This window comes from Streptomyces sp. NPDC020917, assembly GCF_044333795.1.
GTDB lineage: Bacteria > Actinomycetota > Actinomycetes > Streptomycetales > Streptomycetaceae > Actinacidiphila.
In genome coordinates, this window is sequence record NZ_JBIRRR010000011.1 from 145,212 (window position 1) to 169,313 (window position 24,102).

A 24,102-nucleotide genomic window follows, 5' to 3' on the forward strand; every position below is an offset into this window, starting at 1 on the left:
CAGACACGGGACTTTACGGGTGCTTTTTCCCCGCGGTCAAGTCCACCTCGCGGCACGAAACATTCGGATGACCCGGGCCACAGGGCGCGCGTCAGCCCGTCCGCGCGGGCTGGAGCCCGGCCGCATCTCGTCCCAACCGGGCCGTCAGCCACCGCAGTTGGCGGTCGGTGTGCACGCTCTCGCCGCCCTCGTGGTGGTTGAACGGGTAGACGTGCATGGTGCGGTCGGCGGGTGCGGGCAGCCCGGTCGAGGCGCCGTACTGGTTGTACGCGGCGAACACCGTGCTGGGCGGGCACACCGTGTCGCGCAGCCCGGTCCCCATGTGCACCGGCGCCAGGGCGCGCCGGGCGAACGCCACCCCGTCGACGTACGACAGCGTCCGCCGCACCCGCTCCTCCGCGTCCCGGTGGACCGCGAGGTAGCGCACGATCTCCCCGTACGGGTCCGCGTCGGTGAGGTCGACGGCCCGCTGGACGTGGCACAGGAACGGCGCGGAGGCCATCACCGCGGCCAGGTCGGGGACGAGTCCGGCCACGGCCAGCGCGATGCCGCCGCCCTGGCTGTTGCCGAGCGCCGCCACCTGCCCCGGGTCGACGCCCGGCAGCGCGCGCACGGCGGCCACCGCCCGCACGGCGTCGGTGATCAGCCGCCGGTAGTAGTAGTCCTGCGGGACCAGGATGCCCCGGGTCACGGGGCCGGGACCGCCGAGCGTGCCGCCGTACGGGTCCGGGGTGTCGCCGCCGGTGCCGTACTGGTCGCCCTGGCCGCGGCTGTCCATCAGCAGGTGCGCGTAGCCGGCCGCGGACCAGGTCAGCCGCTCGTGCGGCAGGCCGCGGCCGCGCCCGTAGCCGAGGTACTCCACGACGGCGGGCAGCGGCCCGTCCGCGTCGCGGGGGCGGGTGAACCAGGCGCGGACCGGGTCGCCGCCGAAGCCGGCGAAGGTGACGTCCCAGGTGTCGAGCAGGCTCAGCCCGGTGTCCACCGGCCGGACGTCGACCAGCACCGGTACGGCGGCGGCCTGCTGGAGCGTCGCGTGCCAGAAGGCGTCGAAGTCGGCGGGTTCCGGGACGTCGGGGGCGTAGCGCTCCAACTGCTCCAGCGGAAGGTCGAACAGGGCCACGGGTCCTCCGTTGCGGTGGGTGGGGCCGGACCGGGCGGGCGGCGGTCCGGTCCGGCGGCTGCCGGCGTCGGGTGCGGGTCAGCGGGCTTGCGGGGGTGGTGCGGTGCTCTCGCGGACCACCAGTTCGGTCCCGAGGTCGATCCGGGTGGAGGCCGGCTCGACGCCGTCGGACAGGTCGAGCAGCATCCGGGTCGCGGTGCCGGCCATGTCCTGCAGCGGCTGGTGGACCGTGGTGAGCGCCGGGCCGGTCCAGGCCGCGACCGGCAAGTTGTCGTAGCCCACGACGGACAGGTCCTCGGGCAGCCGCAGGCCCAGCTGGCGGGCCGCCTTCAGCACCCCCATCGCCTGGGTGTCGGAGCCCGCGAAGACGGCGGTCGGCCGGGACGTGGAGCGCAGCAGCTCCAGGCCGTGCTCGTAGCCGGCGTCGAGATAGAACGTGCCGTGGCGGACCAGCGCCGCGTCCATCGCCAGGCCCGCCTCGTCGTGGGCGGAGCTGAATCCGGCGACGCGCGCCCTGCTGCACAGCAGGTCCTCGGGACCGGCGATGACGGCGATCCTGCGGTGCCCGAGTTCCAGCAGGTGGCGGGCGGCGATCAGGCCGCCGTTCCAGTTGTTGGAGCCCACGGTGGGCACCGACTCGGGGGTGACGCTGTCGGTGTCGACGGCCACGAACGGGATGTGCCGGCGGCGCAGTTTGGCCTGCTGGGCCCGGGTCAGGCCGCAGGCGACGAAGAGCACACCGAGCGGGGGCCTGGCCACGACGCCGTCGAGCCAGGTGTCGGTCGGGCGGTGCCGGCCGCCGAGTTGGGCCAGCACCAGCTCGATGCCGGACGCGGAGGTGGCGGCCTCGACACCGCGGATGATCTCCATCGCCCACGCCGAGTCGAACTCGTGGAAGACCAGGTGAATCTGACGGTTGGTCACCGGCGCCCGGCGGGTGCGGCGGCGGTAGCGGTGCCGGTCGAGGCTCTCCTCGACGCGGGCCCGGGTGTCGGGTGCGACGTCGTCGCGGCCGTTGAGGACCTTGGAGACCGTGGCCACCGAGACGCCGACATCGAGGGCGATGGTGGCGATCGTGGCGGCGCGAGGCTCGGCTGAGGGATCGGAACTGGTCAAGGGAGCCTCACACTGAGGTTCGAAAGTTTCGACAAACATGCCCCTCAGGGCGGGGCGAAACGGTGGGGTCGGCGCGAATATACGCGACCGGCAAGAGCCCGCCTAGGCCCAGAATCCCAAGGTCCCACCTATTGACACCCGTTCTGGAGCGTCCTTAGAGTGCGCGGCACGTTAAGAAAGAGTTTCGAATGTTTCGACTCCGCCCCGCCTCTCCGTGCTTCCGCAGGTGGGGTCCCGCACGGCCGTCCGCGCCGGTCGCGGCACCGGGCGGCGTCCGCCCGCACCTGTTCCCGGAGGGCAGAGGATGAGCACGACCAAGGCGGTGGACCTGCCGCCCGACACGCGCAGCCGGAGTCGGGCCAGGTCCGATCCGCCGCGCCGGAGCCGTCGTACGTGGCGTCAATCGCTGCGCCGCGACTGGCAGTTGTACTCGCTGGCGGTGCTTCCGCTGCTGTTCTTCGCGGTGTTCCGCTACCTGCCGATGCTCGGCAACGTGATCGCCTTCCGGCGGTACCGGCCCGGCGGCAGCATGTTCGGCGACGAGTGGGTCGGCTGGCGGTACTTCAAGCTGTTCTGGCACGACCCGTCGTTCTGGCACGTCTTCACCAACACCCTGGTGATCGGCGTGCTGACGCTCGTCGTCTGCTTCCCGATGCCGATCATCCTGGCGCTGCTGCTCAACGAGGTGCGCAGCCGGAAGTTCAAGAAGCTGGTCCAGTCGGTCTCGTACCTGCCGCACTTCCTGTCCACGGTGATCGTGGCCGGTGTGGTGATGCAGTTCCTCGCCGCGGACGGCCCGGTGAACCAGGTGCTGCACCACGTCGGGCACAAGCCGATCCTGTTCATCCAGCAGCCCGGCTGGTTCCGCTCGATCTACGTCTCCTCGGAGCTGTGGCAGACCGTGGGCTGGGGCACGATCCTGTACCTCGCCGCGCTGACCTCGATCGACGACAACCTGTACGAGGCGGCCCGGATCGACGGCGCCAACCGGTGGAAGCAGACCTGGCACGTGACGCTGCCGGGCATCCGGCCCACCATGGTGACGCTGCTGATCCTCAACGTCGGCACCTTCATGGCGGTCGGGTTCGAGAAGATCCTGCTGCTCTACAACCCGCTGACGTACCCGACGGCGGACGTGGTTTCCACGTACCTGTACCGGATGGGCGTGATCTCCAACAACTTCAGCTACGCGGCGGCGATCGGGCTGTTCGAGTCGCTGATCGGGCTGGTGCTGATCGTCACCGCCAACCGCATCTCACGTCGCGCAGTGGGGACGAGCCTGTGGTGACCCCGGAGACGACCGCCGTCGAGGACCGGCCGTCGATGCGGGCCGCCGGCATCCGCACCACCAGGGGCCACCGGGCCTTCCAGACGGTCAACACGGTGATCCTGCTGGGCGTCATCGTGGTCACGCTGTACCCGATCGTCAACATCGTCGCGCGTTCCTTCAGCAGCGACGCCTACATCCGCTCCGGCAAGGTCAACCTCTGGCCGCGCGGGTTCAACCTCACGACCTACAAGGCCGTGATGACCAACTCGATGTTCTGGACGGACTACCGCAACACGGTCGTCTACACGGTGGTCGCCACGATCGTCGCGATGTTCCTCACCACCTGCTACGCCTACGTGCTGTCCAAGAAGGACCTGCGCGGGCGCGGGGTGCTGGTCGGCATCGCGGTGTTCACCATGTTCTTCTCCGGCGGCCTGATCCCCAACTACGTCCTGGTCACCACGCTCGGCCTGAAGAACAGCGTGTGGGCGATCGCGCTGCCCAACGCGATCAGCGTCTTCAACCTGCTGGTGATGAAGGCGTTCTTCGAGGGCCTGCCCGCGGAGCTGGAGGAGGCCGCCGCGATCGACGGCCTGAACACCTACGGGATCCTGTGGCGCGTGGTGCTGCCGCTGTCCAAGGCGGTGCTGGCCACCATGGTCCTGTTCTACGCGGTGTCCTTCTGGAACTCGTGGTTCGCCGCGTTCCTGTACATGGACCACTCCGACCTCATGCCGGTGACGGTCTATCTGCGCAACCTCATCGCCGGTGCCACCAACGGGACCTCCGTCGGCTTCACCGAGGCGGACGCGACCGCGGTCGGCGCGAACATCCAGGCCGTGACGATCGTCCTCACCACCCTTCCCATCCTGGTCGTCTACCCCTTCGTCCAGCGGTACTTCGTCTCCGGGGTCACCCTCGGCGCCGTCAAGGGCTGACGGTCTGCGGCATCTGCTTCCCCCACTTCCCAACCCAACTCCCGTACCCGCGGGCTGGAGTCTTCCCATGACCAACATCTCCCGGCGGTCCCTGCTCGTCACGCTGGGCGCGGCCACCCTCGGCCTCGCCGGCTGCACCAGCAGCGGCGGCTCGGACAAGTCCACGGACCTGTCGAAGAACAGAACCGACGCGATGGACAAGTTCGCCGTCGGCCAGCAGTTCAAGGCGACCGCCCCGGTCACCTTCAGCACGCTGCTCAATGACAACCCGGGCTACCCGGAGAAGGGCAACTGGCTGTTCTGGACCGAGCTGGCCAAGCGCACCAACGTCACCCTCAAGCCGACCGTGGTGCCGCTGAGCGACTACGAGAACAAGCGCAGCGTCATCATCGGGGCCGGCGACGCGCCGTTCCTGATCCCGAAGACCTACCCGGGCCAGGAGGCGCCGTTCGTCGCGTCCGGCGCGATCCTCGCGGTCAGCGACTACGTCGACCTGATGCCCAACTACAAGGCCAAGATCGCCCAGTGGAACCTGCAGGGGGACGTCGACACCGTCCTGCAGGACGACGGCAAGTACTACGTGCTGCCGGGCCTGCACGAGGACGTGTGGATCGACTACTCCTTCGCGATCCGCACCGACGTCCTCGACGCGCTGGGCCTGCAGATCCCCAAGACACTGGACGACCTGCACAGCGTGCTCAAGGCGATGAAGGCCGCGCACCCGGACTCGTACCCGATGACCGACCGGTGGAGCCAGCCCACCCCGGGCGGTGCGATGCTGCAGACCTTCGGGCAGGCGTTCGGCGCGGGCTACGGCGGCGGCTGGGGCTACCAGAACGCCACGTACGACGCCGGGTCCGACGCGTTCGTGCTCACCGGCGCCATGGACCAGTACAAGGCGATGATCACCTACGTCCACACGCTGGTCGCGGAGAAGCTGCTCGACCCGGAGTCCTTCACCCAGACCGACGACCAGGCCGAGGCGAAGTTCACCTCCGGCAAGTCGTTCGTGATCAGCACCAACGCGCAGGAGCTGGTCAACACCTACCGTCCCGGCCTCGCCAAGTCGGTGCCCGACGCGAAGATCGTGAAGATCCCGGTGCCGGTCGGCCCGGCGGGCGACGTCAAGGTGGGTCTGCGCCTGGAGAACGGCCTGATGATCTCCAAGAAGGCCCGCGACTCCAAGGACTTCGTCGCGATGATGCAGTTCGTGGACTGGCTGTTCTACTCCGACGAGGGCCAGATCTTCGCCAAGTGGGGTGTCGAGGGGGTCACGTACACCCGTGACGCGTCCGGCGGCTTCCAGCTCGCGAAGGACGTCGATTACGTCGGCCTCAACCCGACGGCGAGCAAGAAGCTGAACGTCGACTTCGGCTTCAGCAACGGCAACTTCGCCTACGGCGGCAGCACCCAGCTGCTGGAGTCGACCTTCTCCGCCGAGGAGAAGGAGTTCCAGAAGGTGATGACCGCCCGCAAGACGCTGGCCGTGCCGCCGCCGCACCCGCTCAACTCCGACGAGCAGGAGCAGTTCGCACTGTGGGAGGCGCCGCTGAAGGACTACGTCCAGCAGCAGACGCTGAAGTTCATCCTCGGCGACCGCCCGCTCAGCCAGTGGGACGCGTTCAAGAGCGAGTTGAAGGGCAAGAACGGCGACCAGTACCTGAAGCTCGTCAACACCGCCTACGACCGCTACAAGAGCAACAAGAACGGCTCCGGCAAGAGCTGACGTCCCCGCCCCGACCGGCCGGCACCCGGCGCACCGAAACGAAGGACCACCACTGTGCGGACATCAGTTCCCGACCAGCCCTCAGAGCGCCTGACGGACGCGTGGCGCTTCTGCGTCGGGACCGGCCGGTTCGACCTCGCGCTGCGGCGCGACTACCAGGACTCGCTCGCCCTCGTCCAGCAGGACATCGGCTTCCGCCACATCAGGGGCCACGGCCTGCTGAGCGACCACACCGGCGTGTACCGCCCGTACGAGCACGGCGGCGAGCGGCACGTCCGGCACGCGTTCACCTACGTCGACCAGGTGGTCGACGCCTATCTCGACCTCGGCGTCCGCCCGTTCGTGGAGCTGGGGTTCATGCCCGGGCAGCTCGCGTCCGGCGCGCAGACGGTGTTCTGGTGGAAGGGCAATGTCACCCCGCCGCGCGACTGGCGGGAGTGGGCCGACCTGGTGGCCGGCACCGTCCGGCACCTGGTCGACCGCTACGGGCTCGACGAGGTGCGCAGCTGGCCGATCGAGGTGTGGAACGAGCCCAACCTGCCGGACTTCTGGGCCGGCGCGGACCAGGACGCCTACCACCGGCTGTACGAGGTGACGGCCGCCGCCGTCAAGGACGTCGATGCCGGACTCCAGGTCGGCGGGCCGTCGCTGGCCCCCGGCTACCAGCCGCACTGGATGACCGGCTTCGCGGAGTTCGCCGAGTCCAGCGGCGCCCCCGTCGACTTCGTCAGCCGCCACGCGTACTCCACCGGGCCCGCCCAGCACGTCCCGTTCGGGGTGCACCAGACGCTCGGCCCGGCGTCGATGCTACTGGAGCAGTTCGCCGCCCCCCGCGAGCAGCTGGCCGGCAGCAAGCTGGCCGGACTGCCCGTCCACATCACGGAGTTCAACTCCTCCTACCGTCCCGACAACCCGATCCACGACACCGCGCTGCACGCCGCGTACCTCGCGCCCGTGCTGGCGGCCGGCGGCGACCTGGTCGACTCGTTCTCCTACTGGACGTTCAGCGACATGTTCGAGGAGACCGGCGTCCCCACCGCCCTCTTCCACGGCGGCTTCGGCCTGCTCACCCACCGGCAGATCAAGAAGCCCACCTACCACCTGTACGCGTTCATGGCGCGGATGGGCGACGCGGTCCTGGCGCGCGGCGCGGACCACCTCGTCACCCGCCACCCGGACGGCCGCGTCACCGTCCTGGCCTGGGCGCCGGTGGACCACACCGGGACCGGCGAGGTCGTGGACGGCCACACCGTGCGGCTGTCGGTCCCGGTGGGCGGTCCCGGCACCGCCGCCGCCTACGCGCACCGCTCCTCGGTGTCCGAGGACGCCGGCAACGCGTGGGCGGCCTGGGCGGAGATGGGCCGGCCGGCGTCGCCCGACCGACGGCAGCTCGCCGCGCTGCGGGAGGCCGCGGAGCCCGCCCGCCGGCACCGCTCGCTGCCGGTCACCGGCGGGCGGGTCGACTGCGACCTGGTGCTCGCCCGGCACGAGGTGACGCTGCTCGAACTGACCCCGGTCAGCGACTCCACTCCGGCCTGGTGGGACGGGCGCCGCCTGCTCGGCCTCACCCCGCAGGACCCGGCGGACGGCACGCCGCGGAGCACGACCCCGCAGACCGCCCCGCCACTGGACACGGCCGGCCGTCCGGCCGGCGGCGACGGAGCAGGAGGCCCGGCATGAGCGCGGCGTCCGCAGTCCGCAAGGAGTTCGGCGAGGGCCCGCTGGCCCGCGCCGCCGCCCTGGTCTACAGCCTGCTGGTGGTCGAGGTGCTGCTGGTGGGGGCGACCGCGCCCGGCCTGCTGCTGATCGGGCTGCTCGACCGCGACGCCGGCAACCTGCCGCTGGCCGCGGTGTGCCTGCTGCCCGCCGGCCCGGCCTGGTCCGCCGCGCTCTACGCCTGGCAGCGCCGCAGCCGCGATCTGACCGAGCTGCGTCCGGCGCGCGCCTACTGGCGCGGCTACCGTGCCAACGCCGTGGACGCGCTGAAGGTGTGGACGCCGTGGCTGGCCGCGATGACCCTGGTCGGCACCACGCTCACCCACCGGGACGCCGCCGGGATCCCCGCGTGGTGGGCCGGACTGCTGGCCGTGCTGGCGGTGCTGTCCGCGCTGTGGGCGGCCAACGCCCTGGTGATCGCGTCGCTGTTCTCCTTCCGCACCGCGGACACGGCCCGGCTGGCCGCGTACTTCCTGGTGCGCTCCCCCAGGGCGACCGCCGGGAACCTGTGCGTGCTGGCCGCCGCGGTCGCGGTCGTCGCGGCCGGCGCCCAGGTGCTGCCCGCCCTGCTGGCGTCGCTGCTCGCCGCCACCGTCGTGTTCAACTGCCGTCCGATGATCGCCCAGATCCGCGAGGAATTCACCGCATGAGCCTGCCCGCGACCCCGAAGATCCCGTTCGGCGGGGACTACAACCCCGAGCAGTGGCCGCCGGAGGTCGGGAAGGACGACCACCGGCTGTTCGACGCCGCGCGCATCGACACCCTCACCGTCGGCGTGTTCACCTGGGCGCTCACCCAACCTGCCGAGGACGTCTACGACTTCACCACCCTGGAGCGGATCGTGGCGGAGGCCGGGGAAAGGGGCCGGCGGATCGTGCTGGCCACCGGGACCGGCGCCCACCCGGCGTGGCTGGCGCGCGCCCACCCGGAGGTGACCCGCACCGACTTCGAGGGCCGCAGGCACCGCTACGGGCAGCGCCACAACTCCTGCCCGAGCTCCCCGGTCTTCCGCCGGCTGTCCGCCGAGGTGGCCGGCCGGATCGCCGAACGCTACGCCGGCCGCCCGCCGGTGATCGCCTGGCACGTCGGCAACGAGTACGGCGGCGCGTGCTACTGCGAGCGGTGCGCGGCCGGCTTCCGTGCCTGGCTGCGGGCCAGGTACCGGACGCTGGACGCCCTCAACTCCGCCTGGTGCACCGCCTTCTGGTCGCACACCTTCTACGACTGGGAGGAGATCGAGCCGCCGTCCGCGCTCACCGAGCACTGGCGCGGCCCCGACCACACCGCCTTCCAGGGCATCACCCTGGACTACCTGCGGTTCATGTCCGACGCGATGCTCGCCAACTTCCGCGACGAGAAGGCCGCCATCCGCCGGTACAGCCCGGACACCCCGGTCACCACCAACTTCATGGGCATGTACCGGCCGATCGACTACCACCGCTGGGCCCCGCACCTGGACTTCGCGTCCTGGGACAACTACCCGCCCGAGGACGCCGGTCCGGCCTGGGCGGCGCTCAGCCACGACCTGATGCGCGGCCTCAAGGACGGCCGCCCCTTCTGGGTCATGGAGCAGGCGCCGACCACGACCGCGTGCCGCGACGTCAACCCGGTCAAGCGGCCCGGGGTGATGCGGCTGTGGAGCTGGCAGGCCGTCGCACACGGCGCCGACGCCGTCCTCTACTTCCAGATGCGCGCGTCGCGCGGTGCCAGCGAGAAGTACTTCGGCGCGGTCATCAACCACGCCGGCCGCGACGACACCCGCGTCTTCCGCGAAGTGGCGGCGCTGGGCGAGGAGTTGGAGCGGTTCGGCGGCGCGGCGCTGGGGGCCCGCACCCCGGCGCGGGTCGCGCTGCTCTTCGACTGGGACAGCTGGTGGACGCTGGAGATCTCCGACGGCCCGTCCAGGCTGGTCCGCTACCAGCAGGTCGTGCTGACCTACTACCGGGCGCTGTGGGAGGCCGGCGTGGACGTGGACGTGGTCGCGGTGACCGCGGACCTGTCCGGGTACGACGTGGTCGTCGCGCCCGCGCTGCACATGCTCAAGGGCGATCTGCCGCAACGCCTGGAGGACGTGGCGCGGCGCGGCGGTTCGGTGCTGGCCACGTATCTGTCGGGCCGGGTGGACGAGAGCGACAACGCCTTCCTGATGGACGTGCCGGGACCGCTGGGGCCGCTGATGGGCATCAGGATCGACGAGTGGGACGCCCGGGGCGCCGACGAGGTCAACCCGGTGCGCCTGGAGGCCGGCGGCGAGGTGCGGGAGGCCGGGGCGCGCCTGGTGTTCGAGCTGGTGGTGCCCCAGAGCGCCGAGACGCTCGGCGCCTACGGGGCCGACTTCTACGCCGGCACGCCCGCGGTCACCCGCAACGCCTTCGGTGCCGGCCACGGCTGGTACGTGGCCACCGGCCTGGACCAGGCCGGTGTGGACTGGGTGGTGCGGCAGGTGCTGGCGGCGCACGGCATCTCCGGGCGCGTGCCGGAACTGCCGTGCGTGGAGAGCGCGGTGCGGGTGGCCCCGGACGGCACCCGGCTGCTGTTCCTGCTCAACCACTCCCGCGACGCGGTGGAGTTCGCCGCGCCGGCCGCCGGGGTGGACCTGCTGACGGGTGCGCGGACGGAGCAGGGCGACCCGCTCGTCCTGGCGGGGTACGACGTCGCGGTGCTGCGCGAGGACGGCTGAGCGGTTCGGGCTCCGGCGCCCGCGCGCCGGAGGGCTACGGGATCCGGCGCCCCCGGGCGTCGGCCACCCCCGACTTGCGGAGGAAGTAGGCGTTGACCTGGTCCCGCCACTCCTCGGCGCAGCGCACCTGCTCGTCGAGCCGCTCGCACACCCGGGCGTGCAGGGCCGGGTCGACGAGGCCGGTCAGCTCGGCGTCGGCCCAGCGCCGCCGCATCGCGGCCGCCTCCTCGGCGCCGTCGAAGTGCGTGTCGTAGATGTGCTGCACGACCGTCGCCCCGGACCGCAGCACGTGCCCGTACGGGACGTGGTGGAAGAACAGCAGCAGTTCGTCGGGGCAGCGGTCGAGCGCCTCGTACACCTGCGACCAGGGCGCCGGGTATTGCCCGGTGTAGCCGGTGCCGGTGGCGCGGGTGCGGTCGACGCCGACGCCGTCGCGGTCCGCGTAGTGGTAGGTGCCCCACGGCGTGTACTCGTAGCCGTCCACGTCGGGGCCGTAGTGGTGGCCGAGGCGCACCATGAAGCCCACGCCGAGCGGCGCGGTGTACCGCTCGTAGCTGCGCCACGAGCCGTCCATCATCGCGTGCAGGGCGCGGCGCAGCGGCTCGGGGTCGCCGGCCGCGACGGGGACGAAGGTGAGGTCGATCCACTCGTCGAGGAGTGCCGCCGGGTCTGCGTCCGGGGCCCAGGCGAGCCGGCCGAACGCGTAGAGGTTGGCCTGGGCGAGCGGATGGCCGGTCCAGTACGGGTCGTCACCGGCGTTGGAGACGGCGACGATGCCGCCGCCCGCGGCCCGCCCGGTTCCGGGTTCCGTGCGGCCGCCGGCCACCGACGCCACGGTCGGCCCCTCGGGTCCCCAGGGCCGGAAGCCGAGGATGCCGCTCCACATCGGGCCGAGGTAGCACACGTGGCGCTGCTGGCCGGTGTACTCCTGGGTGACCTGGAACTCCACGGCCAGCCGGGTCCGCGGCATGGCCGCGATCACCGGCGAGACCGGCTCGCGGGTCTGGAAGTCCATCGGGCCGTGCTTGACCTGGAGGACCACGTTGCCGTCGAACTCCCCGTCCAGCGGGGCGAAGTGGTCGAAGGCGGCGCGCGCCCGGTCGGTGGTGCGGTCGCGCCAGTCCTGCCGGTGGTCGTAGACGAAGGCGCGCCAGTGCACCTCGCCGCCGAACGGCGCGAGCGCGCGGGCCAGCAGGTTGGCGCCGTCGGCGTGGCTGCGTCCGTAGCTGAACGGGCCGGGCTGGCCCTCGGAGTCGGCCTTCACGACGTACCCGCCGAAGTCCGGGACGGCCCGGTGGACGCGGGCGGTCGCCTCGGCCCACCACGCCTGCACGTCCGGGTCCAGCGGGTCGGCGGACGGCAGCCCGCCGAGGACGACCGGCGCGGCGAAGCTGACCGACAGGTGCACCCGGATCCCGTAGGGGCGGAAGGTGTCGGCGAGGGCGGCGACGTCGCCGAGCCGCTCGGTGAGCAGCAGGGCCTCGGTGGCGTGCACGTTGACGTTGTTGACCGAGACCGCGTTGATCCCGCAGGCGGCCAGCAGGCGGGCATAGGCCCGCACCCGGGTGAGGTCGTCGCGGGCACGGCCGTCGTGCCAGAACAGGGAGTTACCGGAGTAGCCGCGCTCGACCTGGCCCATCACCGGGTGCACGTCGACGTTGTCCCAGTGGTCCAGCATGCGGCTGCTCACGGCGGGCCGGTGGTGCTCGGCCGGGCGGTCGGCGGTGAAGGCCGCAGCACCGAGCCGCACGACGTGGAACAGGCCGTACAGCAGGCCCGCCGGGTCGTCGGCGAGGACGACGGTGGTGCCGTCGCGCCGGGCCAGCAGGTAGCCCTCGTCGCCGATCGCCGCCGTGCCGCCGGCAGCCGCACGGACCCCGGCGAGCACCGAACCGGCCGCGGGGACCAGGGAGTTCGCCGAGGACAGGGCGAGCACCAGGTCGGCGCCGTCCCCGTCGGCCCCGTCGGCCACCGGGCCGTGCCCGCGGGCGGGCTCCCGCCGCACCCGGCCGCCGTGCTCGGCGCAGGCCCGGGCCGCCTCGTCGTGCACCGTGTCCACCAGGGGCCCGGTGCCCTGCACCAGGACCCGGCGCGAGCCGAGCGATCGGAACGCCTCGGCCGGCAGCCATGCCGCGTGCACGTCGGTCGGGGTCTGTTCGGTCACGGTGTCCTGCCTCGTCCTGGCGCCGGGCGGGGCCGGCCCCGGCGCAGCTCACGGCTGCCGCGAAGGAGGATTCCACAGGTGGGCCGCCGACCTCAAGAGAATGTTTCGATCTCCTTTCCGAAACTCCTGACGGGAGTTTCGGAGGCCCGGACCACCCGGCGGAAGGGTTCCGCGACCGGCACCGATGAGTTTGCGGCGCCACCCCGGTCTGCAGGGACGAGAGCGGTTCACCGGACCGCGAGCGGATCCCACGATCTCTGGAGGACCATCATGCGCAGGATCAGCGCCAGCCTGTTCATCGCACTCGACGGTGTGGTCGAGGCGCCCGACCAGTGGCACTTCCCCTACTTCAACGAGGAGATGGGCGCGGCGGTCTCGTCGAGCCTCAGCGCGGCCGACACCATGCTCTTCGGCCGGGTCACCTACGACAGCTTCGCCGGTGCCTGGCCGGAGCGGGAGGCCGCCGGCGGCGAGGACGCCGGGTTCGCCAAGGTCCTGGGCGACGTCCGCAAGATCGTGGTGTCGCGCAGCCCGCTGGAGTTCACCTGGCGCAACTCCGAGCAGATGCAGGGCGACTTCGTCGAGGCGGTCACCGCCCTGAAGAACGAGCCGGGCGGCGACATCGGCCTCAGCGGCTCGCCCTCGGTGGTCCGCCAACTGCTGGCCGCGGGGCTGCTCGACGAGCTGATCCTGTTCGTGCACCCGATCGCGGTGCGCAAGGGCATCAAGCTCTTCGACGAGGGCACCCCCTCGGTCCCGCTCGAGCTGCTGTCCTCGCAGGCGTTCAGCACCGGCGTGCTCCACCTGGTCTACGGCCCGGCGGAGGCCGGCGGCAAGGTCGGCTACGACGAGGTCAAGTCCCGGCTGCCGCAGCCGTAGCGGGGCTCAGGAAGCGGGGCGCTTCCCGTGGTTGGCGCCCTTCCTGCGGTGGGTCTTCTTCTTGCGGCGTCGCCTCGACGACATGGACCTCTCCTCTCGCGGCGGATCCGGCCACGCCGGATCCGGCAGGTGGGCCGGGGTGCCGCGCGCGTCCGCGGGCAGCACCTCCGTCCACCGTTCCACACCGGGCGTCAGCCTGCACCCGGGCCGCCGGCCGCAGCGCGGGTCACCGTGACCTTGAGGTGCTTCATGATCGGCTGGTCGCTCTGGGTGCTGTAGTCGACCAGCGCGCACAGCACGTTCATCTCCGGCATGTAGCCGGCCGCGCAGCCGCGCGGGATGTCGTAGGGCACGGCGAGGTAGCCGTTCAGGGAGCGGGTGCTGCCGTCCCGGGCGGTGCTGGTGATGTCCACCGGGTCCATCGCGCCGATGCCGCGCTCGCGCATGTCGTCGCGGTTCATGAAGACCAGCGTGCGCAGGTTGCGGACGCCGCGGTAGCGGTCGTTGTCGGAGTAGATGGTGGTGTTCCACTGGTCGTGGGAGCGCATGGTGCCCAGGGCCAGCGTGCCGGGCGCCGGGACGACGTCGGGCAGCGGCGCCGAGGAGAACTCGGCGCGCCCGGACGGGGTGAGGAACACCAGCTCGCGGGCGGGCTGCTTGATCCGGAAGCCCAGCGGCAGCCGCACCCTCCGGTTGAAGTCCTCGAACCCGTCGAGGACCCGGGCCATGGTGTCGCGGATCCGGTCGTAGTCCTCGACGTACCACTCCCAGGGCGTGTCGCTGTCCGGCAGCGCCGCCCTGGCCATGCCGGCGACGATCGCCGGCTCGGACAGCAGCTGCGCCGACGCCGGGCGCTTCATGCCCACCGACAGGTGGACCATGCTCATCGAGTCCTCGACCGAGGTGCTCTGCAGGCCGCCGCGCTGGTGGTCCTTCTCGGTGCGGCCCAGGCACGGCAGGATGAGCGCCTGCCGGCCGTGGACGACATGGCTGCGGTTGAGCTTCGTGCTCACCTGGACGGTCAACGCGCAGGAGCGCAGCCCCTCGTAGGTGTACGGGGTGTCGGGCGCGGCGAGGGCGAAGTTGCCGCCCATGCCGACGAACACCTTCACCTCGCCCCGGTGCATCGCCCCGACGGTGGCGACGGTGTCCTTGCCGTGCTCCCGCGGCGGCCGGATCCCGCACACCTCGGCGAGCCGGTCGAGGAACGCCCCGCTGGGACGGTGGTCGATACCGCAGGTGCGGTTGCCCTGGACGTTGCTGTGGCCGCGGACCGGCGAGGGTCCGGCGCCCTCCCGTCCCAGGTTGCCGCGCAGCAGAAGCAGGTTGACGATCTCGCGCACGGTGTCGACGCCGTGCTCGTGCTGGGTGACGCCCAGGCACCAGCTGAAGATGCTGCGGTCGGCCTCGCGGTAGACGCGGGCCGCCCGCAGGATGTCGGCGCGCTCCAGCCCGGACTGCCGCTCGATCTCCTCCCACGGCGTGGTCCGGCACACCTCCCGGTACTCCTCGAAGCCGTCGGTGTAGCGCTCGATGAACTCCCGGTCGACGGACTTGGGGTCGGCCCCGGTCTGCTCCAGGATCGCCTTGGCCATGCCGCGCACCAGGGCCATGTCCCCGCCGATCCGCGGCTGCAGGTTCAGGGTGCTCGTCCTGGTCGACTTGAACAGGGCCATGTCCACGAACTCGTGGGGGACGATGGTGCGGGTGGCGGCCGCCTCGACCAGCGGGTTGATGTGCACGACGGCCGCTCCGCGGCGGTAGGCGGCGGCCAGCGAGGTGAGCATCCTGGGCGCGTTGGACGCGGCGTTGACGCCCATGATGAACAGCGCGTCGGCGGTCTCCCAGTCCTTGAGGTCCGCGGTGCCCTTGCCGGTGCCCAGGGACGCCTCGAGGGCGCGGCCACTGGCCTCGTGGCACATGTTGGAGCAGTCCGGCAGGTTGTTGGTGCCCAGCTCACGGGCCATCAACTGGTAGAGGAAGGTGGCCTCGTTGCCGAGCCGTCCCGAGGTGTAGTAAGCGGCCTGATTGGGGTCGTCCAGCTCCCGGAGGGTCCGGCCGATCAGCGCGAACGCCTCCGACCACCGGATCGGGACGTAGTGGTCGGTGTCCGGGTCGTACACCATCGGCTCGGTGAGGCGGCCCTGGTCCTCCAGCGCGAAGTCGCTCCACTCCTCCAGCTCGGTGACCGTGTGGGCGGCGAAGAACTCCCGGCCGACCCGCTTGCCGGTCATCTCCCAGGTGACGTGCTTGATGCCGTTCTCGCAGATGTCCAGCCGCAGGCCCTTGGTGTCGTCCGGCCAGGCGCAGCCGGGGCAGTCGAAGCCGCCGTTCTCGTGGTTCATCCGCATGATCGCCCGCGAGCCCTCGACGACCCGGTTCTCGCCGACCAGGACCTGCGTCACGCTCCGGGCCGCGCCCCAGCCGGCTGCAGGGTGGTGGTAGGGCCGGTACCGGGGCGGCTCGGAGGGTTCCGCGCCCACGCTGGGCTCCACCGGGTCCTGCGCGCTGTCGGAGGGGTTCGGGTCAGAGGCGTTCACGGGTGTCACCTTCCGCCGTTCCTGCTGTGCCGGCCCGCACGCCCGGCACGCGCGCCAGGCTACGGCGGCCGGTCGCGGAGTGCATGCGGGCGTGCACGCGGACATGTGCGCAGGGGAGGGCGGCAGGGCGGGGGCCGGCTCTGCGCCGCGGAAGCCGCGGCTGCCCCGGCCGGCTTCCGATCAGGCAAAGCCGCAGGTCACCATGGGTGGACGCGGCGCAATCGGGGGTCCGTCCCCGCTTGCGGGGCCACCCGGATGGCGTTTGAGTGGAAGGGGGTGTGCGCACCAGGAGCCCGATCGCAGCTGGAGTGTGACATGACGACGCCGTTTGGTTCGGCCTTCGGTCCGTCCGACCCGTTCAGCGACCTCCTGAACCGCTTCTTCGGGATGTCGCCCGGCTCCTCCCCACCTCAGGTGCAGCGAGTCCCGATCGGCCGGCTGCTCACCGAGCCGGCGCAGGACCTGATCAACCGGGCCGCGCAGCGCGCCGCGCAGGACGGTTCTGCCGACCTCGACACCGAGCACCTGCTGTGGGCGACCACGCAGGTCGATCCGGCGCGGTCGCTGATCGCCCGCAGCGGCATGGACCCGGACGAGCTGGCCGCCAAGCTCACCGAGGACACCGGTCGCGCCTCCGGCGGCGAGGCCGGCGAGCCCGGCCTCACCCCGGCGGCCAAGCGCACCCTGGCCACCGCGTACGAGCACGCCCAGGCGGCCGGTTCCTCGTACATCGGGCCCGAGCACATCCTGGGCGCGCTGCTGTCGGACGCCGACTCCGACGCGCACCAGGTGCTGCGGTCGTCGGGCATGGACGTGCAGGGCCTGCGGGGGATGGCCGACCGGGCCGCCCGGACCGAGGCCGCGCCGCAGGACGGCAGGACGCCGTCGGAGACGCTCGACGAGTTCGGCCGGGACCTCACCGAGGAGGCCAGGGCCGGCAGGCTCGACCCGGTGGTGGGCCGGGCCGAGGAGATCGAGCAGACCGTGGAGATCCTGTCCCGTCGGTCGAAGAACAACCCGGTGCTGATCGGCGAGCCGGGTGTCGGCAAGACCGCCATCGTCGAGGGACTGGCCCAGCGCATCGTGGCCGGCGACGTGCCCAAGACGCTCAAGGACAAGCGGGTGATGGCGCTGGACCTGTCGGCCATGGTCGCCGGGGCGCAGTACCGCGGCCAGTTCGAGGAGCGCCTGAAGAAGGTCATCGAGGAGGTCCAGGAGTCCGGCGGCGACATCATCCTGTTCATCGACGAGCTGCACACGGTGGTCGGCGCGGGCGCCGCGGGCGAGGGCGCGATGGACGCGGGCAACATGCTCAAGCCGGCGCTGGCCCGCGGCGAGCTCCATGTGGTGGGCGCCACGACCATCGACGAGTACCGCAGGTACGTCGAGAAGGACGCCGCCCTGGAACGCCGCTTCCAGCCGGTGATGATCCCGGAGCCCACCGTCGAGGAGACGGTGCAGATCCTGGAGGGGCTGCGGGACGCGTACGAGGCGCACCACGGCGTGCGCTTCTCCGACGGCGCGCTGGCCGCCGCGGCCGAGCTGTCCGACCGCTATGTCGGCGACCGGTTCCTGCCGGACAAGGCGATCGACGTGATGGACCAGGCCGGCGCGCGGGTGCGGCTGCGCACGGCGGTCTCGTCCAGCGAGGAGACCGGCCGCGAGGACCGGATCGCGCAGCTGCGCCGCGAGAAGGACCAGGCGGTGGCGGCGGAGGACTTCGAGCGGGCCTCCGAGCTGAAGTCCCGGATCGCCGAGGAGGAGACGGAGCCGGCGGGGGTCGAGGAGGGACGCTCGGGAGTGGTGGAGGTGACCTCGGACGACATCGCCGACGTCGTCTCGCGCCGCACCGGCATCCCGGTCTCCCAGCTGACCGCCAGCGAGAAGGAGAAGCTGCTGAAGCTGGAGGACGCGATGCACGACCGCATCGTCGGGCAGGACGAGGCGGTCACCGCGGTCTCCCAGGCGGTGCGCCGCAACCGCTCCGGCATGGGCGACCCGAACCGGCCGGTGGGCTCGTTCATGTTCCTCGGGCCGACGGGCGTGGGCAAGACCGAGCTCGCCAAGACGCTCGCCGAGCTGCTGTTCGGCGACGAGGACCGGATGATCCGGTTCGACATGAGCGAGTTCCAGGAGAAGCACACCGTCGCCCGGCTGGTCGGCGCCCCTCCGGGATACGTCGGCTACGAGGAGGCGGGCCAGCTCACCGAGAAGGTGCGCCGCCAGCCGTACAGCGTGGTGCTGTTCGACGAGGTGGAGAAGGCGCACGCGGACGTGTTCAACACGCTGCTGCAGATCCTCGACGACGGCCGGCTCACCGACGGCCAGGGCCGCACGGTCGACTTCCGGCACTGCGTGGTCATCATGACGTCCAACATCGGCGCCCAGCGCATCGTCGCGCACCACGGCGACGCGTCGGAGATCAAGGACGAGCTGATGGAGGATCTGCGGGCGCGCTTCCTGCCGGAGTTCCTCAACCGCATCGACGACATCATCGTCTTCCACAGCCTCACCCACCAGGACCTGGGGCTCATCGTGGACCACCTGCTCGACGACAGCCGGCGCCGGGTGCGGGCCCAGGGCCTGTCCCTGGACGTCACCGAGGACGCCAAGCAGCTGCTGCTCGGGCACGGCTACCAGCCGGAGTTCGGCGCGCGGCCGCTGCGGCGCACGATCCAGAGCGAGCTGGACAACGAGATCGCGTCCCTGCTGCTCGGCGGCGAGGCCGAGCCCGGCGACACCATCGTCGCCGAGGCCCATGACGGCGAGCTGGAGTGCGCGGTCCGCCACGACCACGCCGACGGGCACGGGGGCGGCGCGCGGAAGGCGGAGAAGGAGGCGGCTGCCGGGGCCGGCGCCGGGAAGGCGTAGCCCGCGGGCCTGGCCGCCGGGAAGGACGAGCCATGGCGCATCATCACCACAAGTCGAACAAGGCCGTCGAGGGCGACCCGGACACCGGCCACCGGGGAGGCATGCCGCGGCGCCCCGACGACGAGGAGCTGGAGGAACGCACGATGGAGGACCGGGAGGACGTGGGCCTGGCCCCCGACCCCGGTGCCTCGCGCAGGGAACGGGACGCGCAGGACGAGTGATCCGCGGGACCGGTCGGCGGACGGCCGGGGGAACCCGACGGGGCGGGCGCAGGCCGGCTCTTCGCGGCCCGGGCCCGCTCGGGTCCGTCGCGCCCGGGCCGTTCAGTCGTCGTGCTCCCCGTGGGCCGCGGCCTCGGCCTTCGCGGCGACCACGGACTCGCGGCGGCCCACCACCACGGCCGCGGCCAGCGAGCTCGCGGCGAACGCGGCCGTCACCATCGCCACGCTGTTCAGGCGGTGCCCGGTCAGATGGTCCACCGAGTACCGGCCGGGTCCCGCCACGCCCAGGGCCGCCGCCACGAAGCCGAGGTAGGCGGGGTACTCGAAGCCGCCGGCGGTGGCGAAGAAGCCGCCGGGGCGGTGGACGGCGGTGGCGCCGGCCATCGCGCCGGCCGCGGCCGCACCGGCCGCGGGGGTGGCGACGCCGAGGGCCAGCAGCAGCCCGCCGCCGGCCTCGCCGGCGCCCGCGGCGATGGCGCTCTCCCTGCCGGGGCGGAACCCCATGGCCTCCATGGCCTTGGCGGTCCCGTCGAGCCCGCCGCCGCCGAACCAGCCGAAGAGCTTCTGCGCGCCGTGCGCGAACAGCACACCACCGGTTCCCAGGCGCAGGGCCAGCAGGCCGAGGTCCTTGCGGTCGAGGCACATGTCAGTCGGGTTCCTTCCGCGCTCCGAACAGGCCGTTCCAGTCTTCGGCACGGACCCGCCGCCCGCCGCCCGGGTTGGGCCACCCAGGTCCGCTGCCCGGGGTGCGGGGTCGCGGCCGCTGTTATGCTGTGAAACGTTCGGAATCTGATGCTTTATCCGTTTTATCGCTCGATCCGCTGTCCGCCGTACCCGCTCGACCTGCTCAACTCGCTCGACTCGATCAGCCCGATCAGCCCGATCAGCCCGCTTGTCCCGCCTGTCGACCCAGAGCCACGGGGAGCACGCATGGCCGGTGAACCCGAACCGATCAGTCCCGACGCACGCCGCGCGCTGGAGAAGGACCTCGCCGATCTGCGTGCGGAACGCGACGCGGTCGCGGCGACGCTGCGCAGCGGCACCGACTACGAGGGAGACCGGGCCGACCAGGCCGACGAACTGCAGCGCGCGGACGACCTCACCCGCCTGGACGACCGGATCACCGACCTGACGGTCCGGCTCCGGCAGGCGGCGATCGCCGGCCCGCCCGAGGCCGGGGTGGTGGGCGTGGGCAGCAGCGTGACCGTGCGGTTCGACGACGGCACCACGCAGACACTGCACATCGGCGAACTCGCCGACGACGAGGACCCGTCCGTGGTCACCTCCGACAGCCCCCTCGGCCGCGCCCTCCTCGGCCGCCGCGGCGGCGACTCGGTCGACTACGACACCCCGTCCGGCCCGGCGACCGCGACCCTCGTGTCCGTCGGCAGCACCCCCACCGACTGAACTCCCGCCTCTCCCAACACCGTCGGCCCTTCGCTCCCGGCAGGGAGCGGCCCAGCCCGATCCGCGTCCGGTGGGGTACGGCCGGCTCGCGCGCACGGGTGCGATTCCCCGAGGAGGCGCGTCACCTTCCGGAGCCGGGCGACGGGAGGCACCGGGCGCCCTCGGCCTACCGGGTGCTGTCGGGGCCGGTCCTGGTCGGCACCACCGCGGCCTCCTCGCGGACCGGTGCGGCGGGCGGGTGTTCGGCGAGGTGGCGTTGCAGCAGTTTGTGGCGGAACTCGTAGTAGCCGTTGGCCTCGCGCAGCACCTCGCGGTGCCGGGCGTCCTCCAGGAACGCCATGAGCCGCCACGGTGTGCGGCCGCGCAGCGCCAGCCAGGCGCGGGCGATCAGGAACCGCCCCCACGAGCTGGACCCCGCCGCCATCAGCGCGAGCCCGGTGGCGCTGAGCAGCGCGCCGCACGCGGCCCCGAGCAGCGCCTCGGCGGCGCGCGGCAGATGGCCGATCAGCGTGACGCCGTCCAGTTGCGGGTGGCGCCGCCCTTCCTTGATCGAGGCGCCGAGGTAGGCGCCGGTGAACGCCCCGGGCACCGCGCCGAGCACCCAGGCGTAGAACACCGTGGCCCGGTCCGAGCGCAGCAGTCCGGCGGGGGTGACGGCCTCCAACGGGTCGCTGGGCTCGCTGAAGTGGCGCGCGGCCGCGAACGTGCTGCCGCTGAGCAGCCCGCCGATGACGGCGTAGTGCGGCCCCTGGTAGAGGACGAGGACGATCACCGCGCAGGCGAGTCCGCCCACCGCGCCGAAGCCGAGCACGCGCAGCAGGGCGTGCGTGGTCGGCGGGCGGACCGACCGAAGCCGCGGTTTGGCCCGCCGGGGGTCGTCGGACGGCACCAGCTCCACGGCCAGCGCGCCGGCGAGGGCGGCGCCCAGCCCGATCCACAGCCCCGTCCAGGGCCGGGAGAACAGCGCGAACATGGCGACGGCCGCGGCCGAGCAGCCGACGGCCGCGTTCACCAGGGCGACCATCATGAACACCGAGGCCGGTACCGCCCGTTGCAGGTGCCACCAGGCCAGCCGGCTCGTGCCGCGGTCCACGTTGCGGGCCAGGAAGGCGAGGTACCCGCGGGCGCGGGCGGCGTCGACGCCGCCGCGCGCCGGATCGGCGCTGCGGGGGTAGGCCCGTTCGACGAACGAGCCGAGCAGATGGCGTCTGATCCGGTCCTCGGCGTCGGCGCCGGTGGCCGCCATCAGGCCGGCGGGCAGCATCCCGCGCAGGGCCACTGCAAGCGAGACCATGAACGGGGTGGCCAGGACCTGGGCGAGGGGCCCGTCGGGCCGTTCGGCGAGGGCCGCGACGAGCGGTTGCGGGCCGTCGCCGAGGGCCGTCTCCAGCACCCCGGCGGCCTCGCCGGCGCTCAGCGGCTGAAGGCGGACGACCAGCGCCTCGGTGAACCGCGGTTCGGGTCCCAGCGCGCCGAGCGCGTCGGTGCGGCAGGTCAGCACGAAGGAGCGGCCGACGAGTTCGTCCTGGATGCGCTGCACCGCGGCGGCCGGGTCCGCCACCTCGTCCAGCCCGTCGAGCACGGGCACCACCCGGTGCCGGACGAGCAGTCCGGCGATCCGCCGGCCCTTGGACTCGTCCGCGAGCGGCGGGTAGTTGGTGGCCAGCTCGTCGGTCATCCACTCGGTCAGCGACCGGGCGGGGTCCCAGGAGGAGAGCGGGAAGAGCACCGGGACGACGGGCTCCCGCTCGGCGAGTGCGAGGGTCAGCAGCACGCACAGGGCGGTCTTGCCCGCGCCGGGTTCGCCGGTGACCACCAGCCGGGACAGGTGGCCCGCGCCGGCGTTGCGGGCGAAGGCGCCGGTCAGCTGGTCGAGCACCCCGTCGTCGGGGAGGTCGGCGGAGAGCCGCGACGCGCGTTCCGAGCCGGCTTCGCGGCGCCAGCGCACCGCGATCCGGCGCTCCGCGTACAGCCCGCGGCGGCGGCTCTCCTCCCGCCAGTCCTCGCCGACCTTGCGGGCCAGCGCGGGCGCGTGGGCCGCCGCGGCGGCGTCGAGGCCGCCGACCGGGCGGGGGCCGCTCTGCAGCGCCGTCAGCACGACGGTGACGACGGACAGGACGACCGGGATCATGGACGCCCACAGGTCGGTGGCGTCGAGGTCGCCCGCGGTCAGGCCGTGCACGGCCACCGCGACGGTGGCCAGCAGGATGACGCCGAGCAGCGTGTAGACGATCCTGGTGAGGGTGCGCCGGGTCCTCATCGTGCGGCCTCCGGTGGGGCGGGCGGCAGCGCTTCCTCGCTGCGGGACAGGAAGGCCAGGACCGCGGACCGCCGTGCGGGCCGGCGGGCGAGGCGGCCGAGCGCCGGGAGCCGGCCGGCCACCCATGTCTTGAGCAGCAGGAAGTACAGCATGCCGCAGTAGGGCACGGTGGCGCGGCGGCCGTAGCAACGCGCCATCCGGGGGCGCAGGTCCAGCAGGCGCCGCGCGACGCCGTCCAGCCCGACCACGCCCAGGGTCGCGAGCGTCGTGACGCCGTTGCTCCGGTCGAACTCGGCGTCCATGCAGTCGTCGAGGGACTGCAGCACCTCGCCGAGGTCCATGGCCAGGTCGCGTTCGGCCGGCGCCAGCGGGGATTTGACGAGGCTGCTGAGGATCACGTTGGCCGCGCCTCCCTTGCCGCGGGTGATCTTCTCCAGGATGTCCACGGGCACGTCGGGCTCGCGCTGCCGACGGGAGAGCACCTGGTAGTCGTGGAGGGAGACCAGGGCGGCGAACACCGAGGCGTCCGGCGGGTGTTCGAGCCGCCGCTCGATGCCGTGGACGAGCCGGCCGAGCAGCGTCTCGGTGGGCGTGGCGGGCGCGAAGGGCCGGTTGCCCATCAGGTCGGCGAGGCGGTCGTCGGCGGACGGGTCGCTGCCGCCGTCGATCAGGTCGTCGTAGAGGCGGGTGACCGCGCCGGCCAGCACCACCACGTCCGGTTGCGGGGCCCGGCCCGCGAGGCGGCCGTAACCGAGCACGGCCAGGCCGAACTTCAGGCTCGCCGGGCGTAACGAGGCGGCGACGCGGGCGCGTTCGTCGGCGTCGGCGAGGGCGTCGTCGACCAGCGGGGCGACCGTCCGGTCGTAGGCGGCGCCGAGCGGCGGCATCGACCGGTACGCGAAGACCGCGGCGGCCGGCAGCCCTCGGGACATCGCCAGGCAGCGCAGCAGAGCGCCCAGCTCCGCGATCCTCTGGCCCATCCACGCTCCCGCCGCCCCACGGATTGCGAGCCTCCCACACACGGTGAGAGCCGGTAAAGCGGTTCCTGGCAGCGCACGCGGGACCTTCACCGGCGCCGGTCCGGCGGCGCGCCGCCGGGGGGGGGGGGGGGGGGCCGGCCGCCCCGCCCGCGGCCGCCCCCCCCAATGCCCCCCGCGGCGGCCGCCGCCCCCCCGGCCCCGCCGCACACACGGG

The 24,102-nt window shown here is 72.5% G+C and carries 17 protein-coding genes; 10 read left to right on the forward strand and 7 right to left on the reverse strand.

The features are described from left to right. Positions 1 to 91 precede the first annotated feature (91 nt). Both ACH4TG_RS23640 and ACH4TG_RS23645 read right to left on the reverse strand, forming a co-directional pair. Positions 92 to 1,120: an acetylxylan esterase gene (locus tag ACH4TG_RS23640; RefSeq protein ID WP_398244442.1), complete on the reverse strand. Its 1,029-nt coding sequence runs from the start codon at positions 1,118 to 1,120 to the stop codon at positions 92 to 94. 78 nt (positions 1,121 to 1,198) lie between these two features. Then, entirely contained in the window at positions 1,199 to 2,236 is a 1,038-nt protein-coding gene (locus ACH4TG_RS23645) for a LacI family DNA-binding transcriptional regulator (RefSeq protein ID WP_398244443.1), read from the reverse strand. A 304-nt stretch (positions 2,237 to 2,540) separates the two neighbouring features. On the opposite strand from ACH4TG_RS23645, the gene ACH4TG_RS23650 reads away from it, so the two are divergent. The 6 genes from ACH4TG_RS23650 to ACH4TG_RS23675 all read left to right on the forward strand — a co-directional run bounded on the left by ACH4TG_RS23650 (position 2,541) and on the right by ACH4TG_RS23675 (position 10,566). Then, on the forward strand, positions 2,541 to 3,524 hold the full coding sequence (locus ACH4TG_RS23650) for an ABC transporter permease (RefSeq protein ID WP_398244444.1): 984 nt from the start codon (positions 2,541 to 2,543) through the stop codon (positions 3,522 to 3,524). A 35-nt stretch (positions 3,525 to 3,559) separates the two neighbouring features. Next, positions 3,560 to 4,444, forward strand: coding sequence for a carbohydrate ABC transporter permease (locus ACH4TG_RS23655; RefSeq protein WP_398244531.1), 885 nt, complete (start codon positions 3,560 to 3,562; stop codon positions 4,442 to 4,444). 67 nt (positions 4,445 to 4,511) lie between these two features. Continuing rightward, positions 4,512 to 6,170: an extracellular solute-binding protein gene (locus tag ACH4TG_RS23660; RefSeq protein ID WP_398244445.1), complete on the forward strand. Its 1,659-nt coding sequence runs from the start codon at positions 4,512 to 4,514 to the stop codon at positions 6,168 to 6,170. A 54-nt stretch (positions 6,171 to 6,224) separates the two neighbouring features. After that, positions 6,225 to 7,850 (forward strand): xylan 1,4-beta-xylosidase, encoded by a 1,626-nt coding sequence (locus tag ACH4TG_RS23665; protein ID WP_398244446.1) that lies wholly within the window; start codon positions 6,225 to 6,227, stop codon positions 7,848 to 7,850. After that, a complete protein-coding gene (locus ACH4TG_RS23670; protein ID WP_398244447.1) occupies positions 7,847 to 8,536 on the forward strand; it encodes a hypothetical protein in 690 nt (229 codons plus the stop codon). The genes ACH4TG_RS23665 and ACH4TG_RS23670 overlap by 4 nt, the downstream gene beginning before the upstream one ends. Next, positions 8,533 to 10,566 carry a beta-galactosidase gene (locus tag ACH4TG_RS23675; RefSeq protein ID WP_398244448.1) on the forward strand — a complete coding sequence of 678 codons (2,034 nt, stop codon included), beginning with the start codon at positions 8,533 to 8,535 and terminating at the stop codon, positions 10,564 to 10,566. Before ACH4TG_RS23670 ends, ACH4TG_RS23675 begins: the two co-directional genes overlap by 4 nt. A 34-nt stretch (positions 10,567 to 10,600) precedes the next feature. Here ACH4TG_RS23675 and ACH4TG_RS23680 read toward each other — a convergent pair whose 3' ends face one another. Then, the gene (locus ACH4TG_RS23680) at positions 10,601 to 12,730 is read right to left on the reverse strand and encodes an alpha-glucuronidase (RefSeq protein ID WP_398244449.1); all 2,130 of its coding nucleotides are present in this window, start codon (positions 12,728 to 12,730) and stop codon (positions 10,601 to 10,603) included. Between the two features lie 270 nt (positions 12,731 to 13,000). On the opposite strand from ACH4TG_RS23680, the gene ACH4TG_RS23685 reads away from it, so the two are divergent. Continuing rightward, positions 13,001 to 13,609, forward strand: a complete 609-nt coding sequence (locus ACH4TG_RS23685; protein ID WP_398244450.1) for a dihydrofolate reductase family protein — start codon at positions 13,001 to 13,003, stop codon at positions 13,607 to 13,609. A 191-nt stretch (positions 13,610 to 13,800) separates the two neighbouring features. Here the strand turns inward: ACH4TG_RS23685 and ACH4TG_RS23690 are convergent, their stop codons facing one another. After that, the gene (locus tag ACH4TG_RS23690) at positions 13,801 to 16,104 is read right to left on the reverse strand and encodes an FdhF/YdeP family oxidoreductase (RefSeq protein ID WP_398244532.1); all 2,304 of its coding nucleotides are present in this window, start codon (positions 16,102 to 16,104) and stop codon (positions 13,801 to 13,803) included. Between the two features lie 360 nt (positions 16,105 to 16,464). Between ACH4TG_RS23690 and ACH4TG_RS23695 the strand changes: the two genes are divergently transcribed. Together ACH4TG_RS23695 and ACH4TG_RS23700 are read left to right on the forward strand one after the other, a co-directional pair. After that, complete coding sequence (locus tag ACH4TG_RS23695; RefSeq protein ID WP_398244451.1) at positions 16,465 to 19,020, forward strand: ATP-dependent Clp protease ATP-binding subunit; 2,556 nt, start codon at positions 16,465 to 16,467, stop codon at positions 19,018 to 19,020. A gap of 32 nt (positions 19,021 to 19,052) precedes the next feature. Then, entirely contained in the window at positions 19,053 to 19,241 is a 189-nt protein-coding gene (locus tag ACH4TG_RS23700; RefSeq protein WP_398244452.1) for a hypothetical protein, read from the forward strand. Positions 19,242 to 19,343: 102 nt separating this feature from the next. Here ACH4TG_RS23700 and ACH4TG_RS23705 read toward each other — a convergent pair whose 3' ends face one another. Then, complete coding sequence (locus tag ACH4TG_RS23705; protein WP_398244453.1) at positions 19,344 to 19,886, reverse strand: DoxX family protein; 543 nt, start codon at positions 19,884 to 19,886, stop codon at positions 19,344 to 19,346. 285 nt (positions 19,887 to 20,171) lie between these two features. Between ACH4TG_RS23705 and ACH4TG_RS23710 the strand changes: the two genes are divergently transcribed. Then, entirely contained in the window at positions 20,172 to 20,648 is a 477-nt protein-coding gene (locus ACH4TG_RS23710) for a GreA/GreB family elongation factor (RefSeq protein ID WP_398244454.1), read from the forward strand. 166 nt (positions 20,649 to 20,814) lie between these two features. Here the strand turns inward: ACH4TG_RS23710 and ACH4TG_RS23715 are convergent, their stop codons facing one another. Then, positions 20,815 to 22,908, reverse strand: a complete 2,094-nt coding sequence (locus ACH4TG_RS23715; RefSeq protein ID WP_398244455.1) for an NACHT domain-containing protein — start codon at positions 22,906 to 22,908, stop codon at positions 20,815 to 20,817. Then, the gene (locus tag ACH4TG_RS23720; RefSeq protein WP_398244456.1) at positions 22,905 to 23,888 is read right to left on the reverse strand and encodes a hypothetical protein; all 984 of its coding nucleotides are present in this window, start codon (positions 23,886 to 23,888) and stop codon (positions 22,905 to 22,907) included. Before ACH4TG_RS23720 ends, ACH4TG_RS23715 begins: the two co-directional genes overlap by 4 nt. Positions 23,889 to 24,102: the final 214 nt, after the last annotated feature.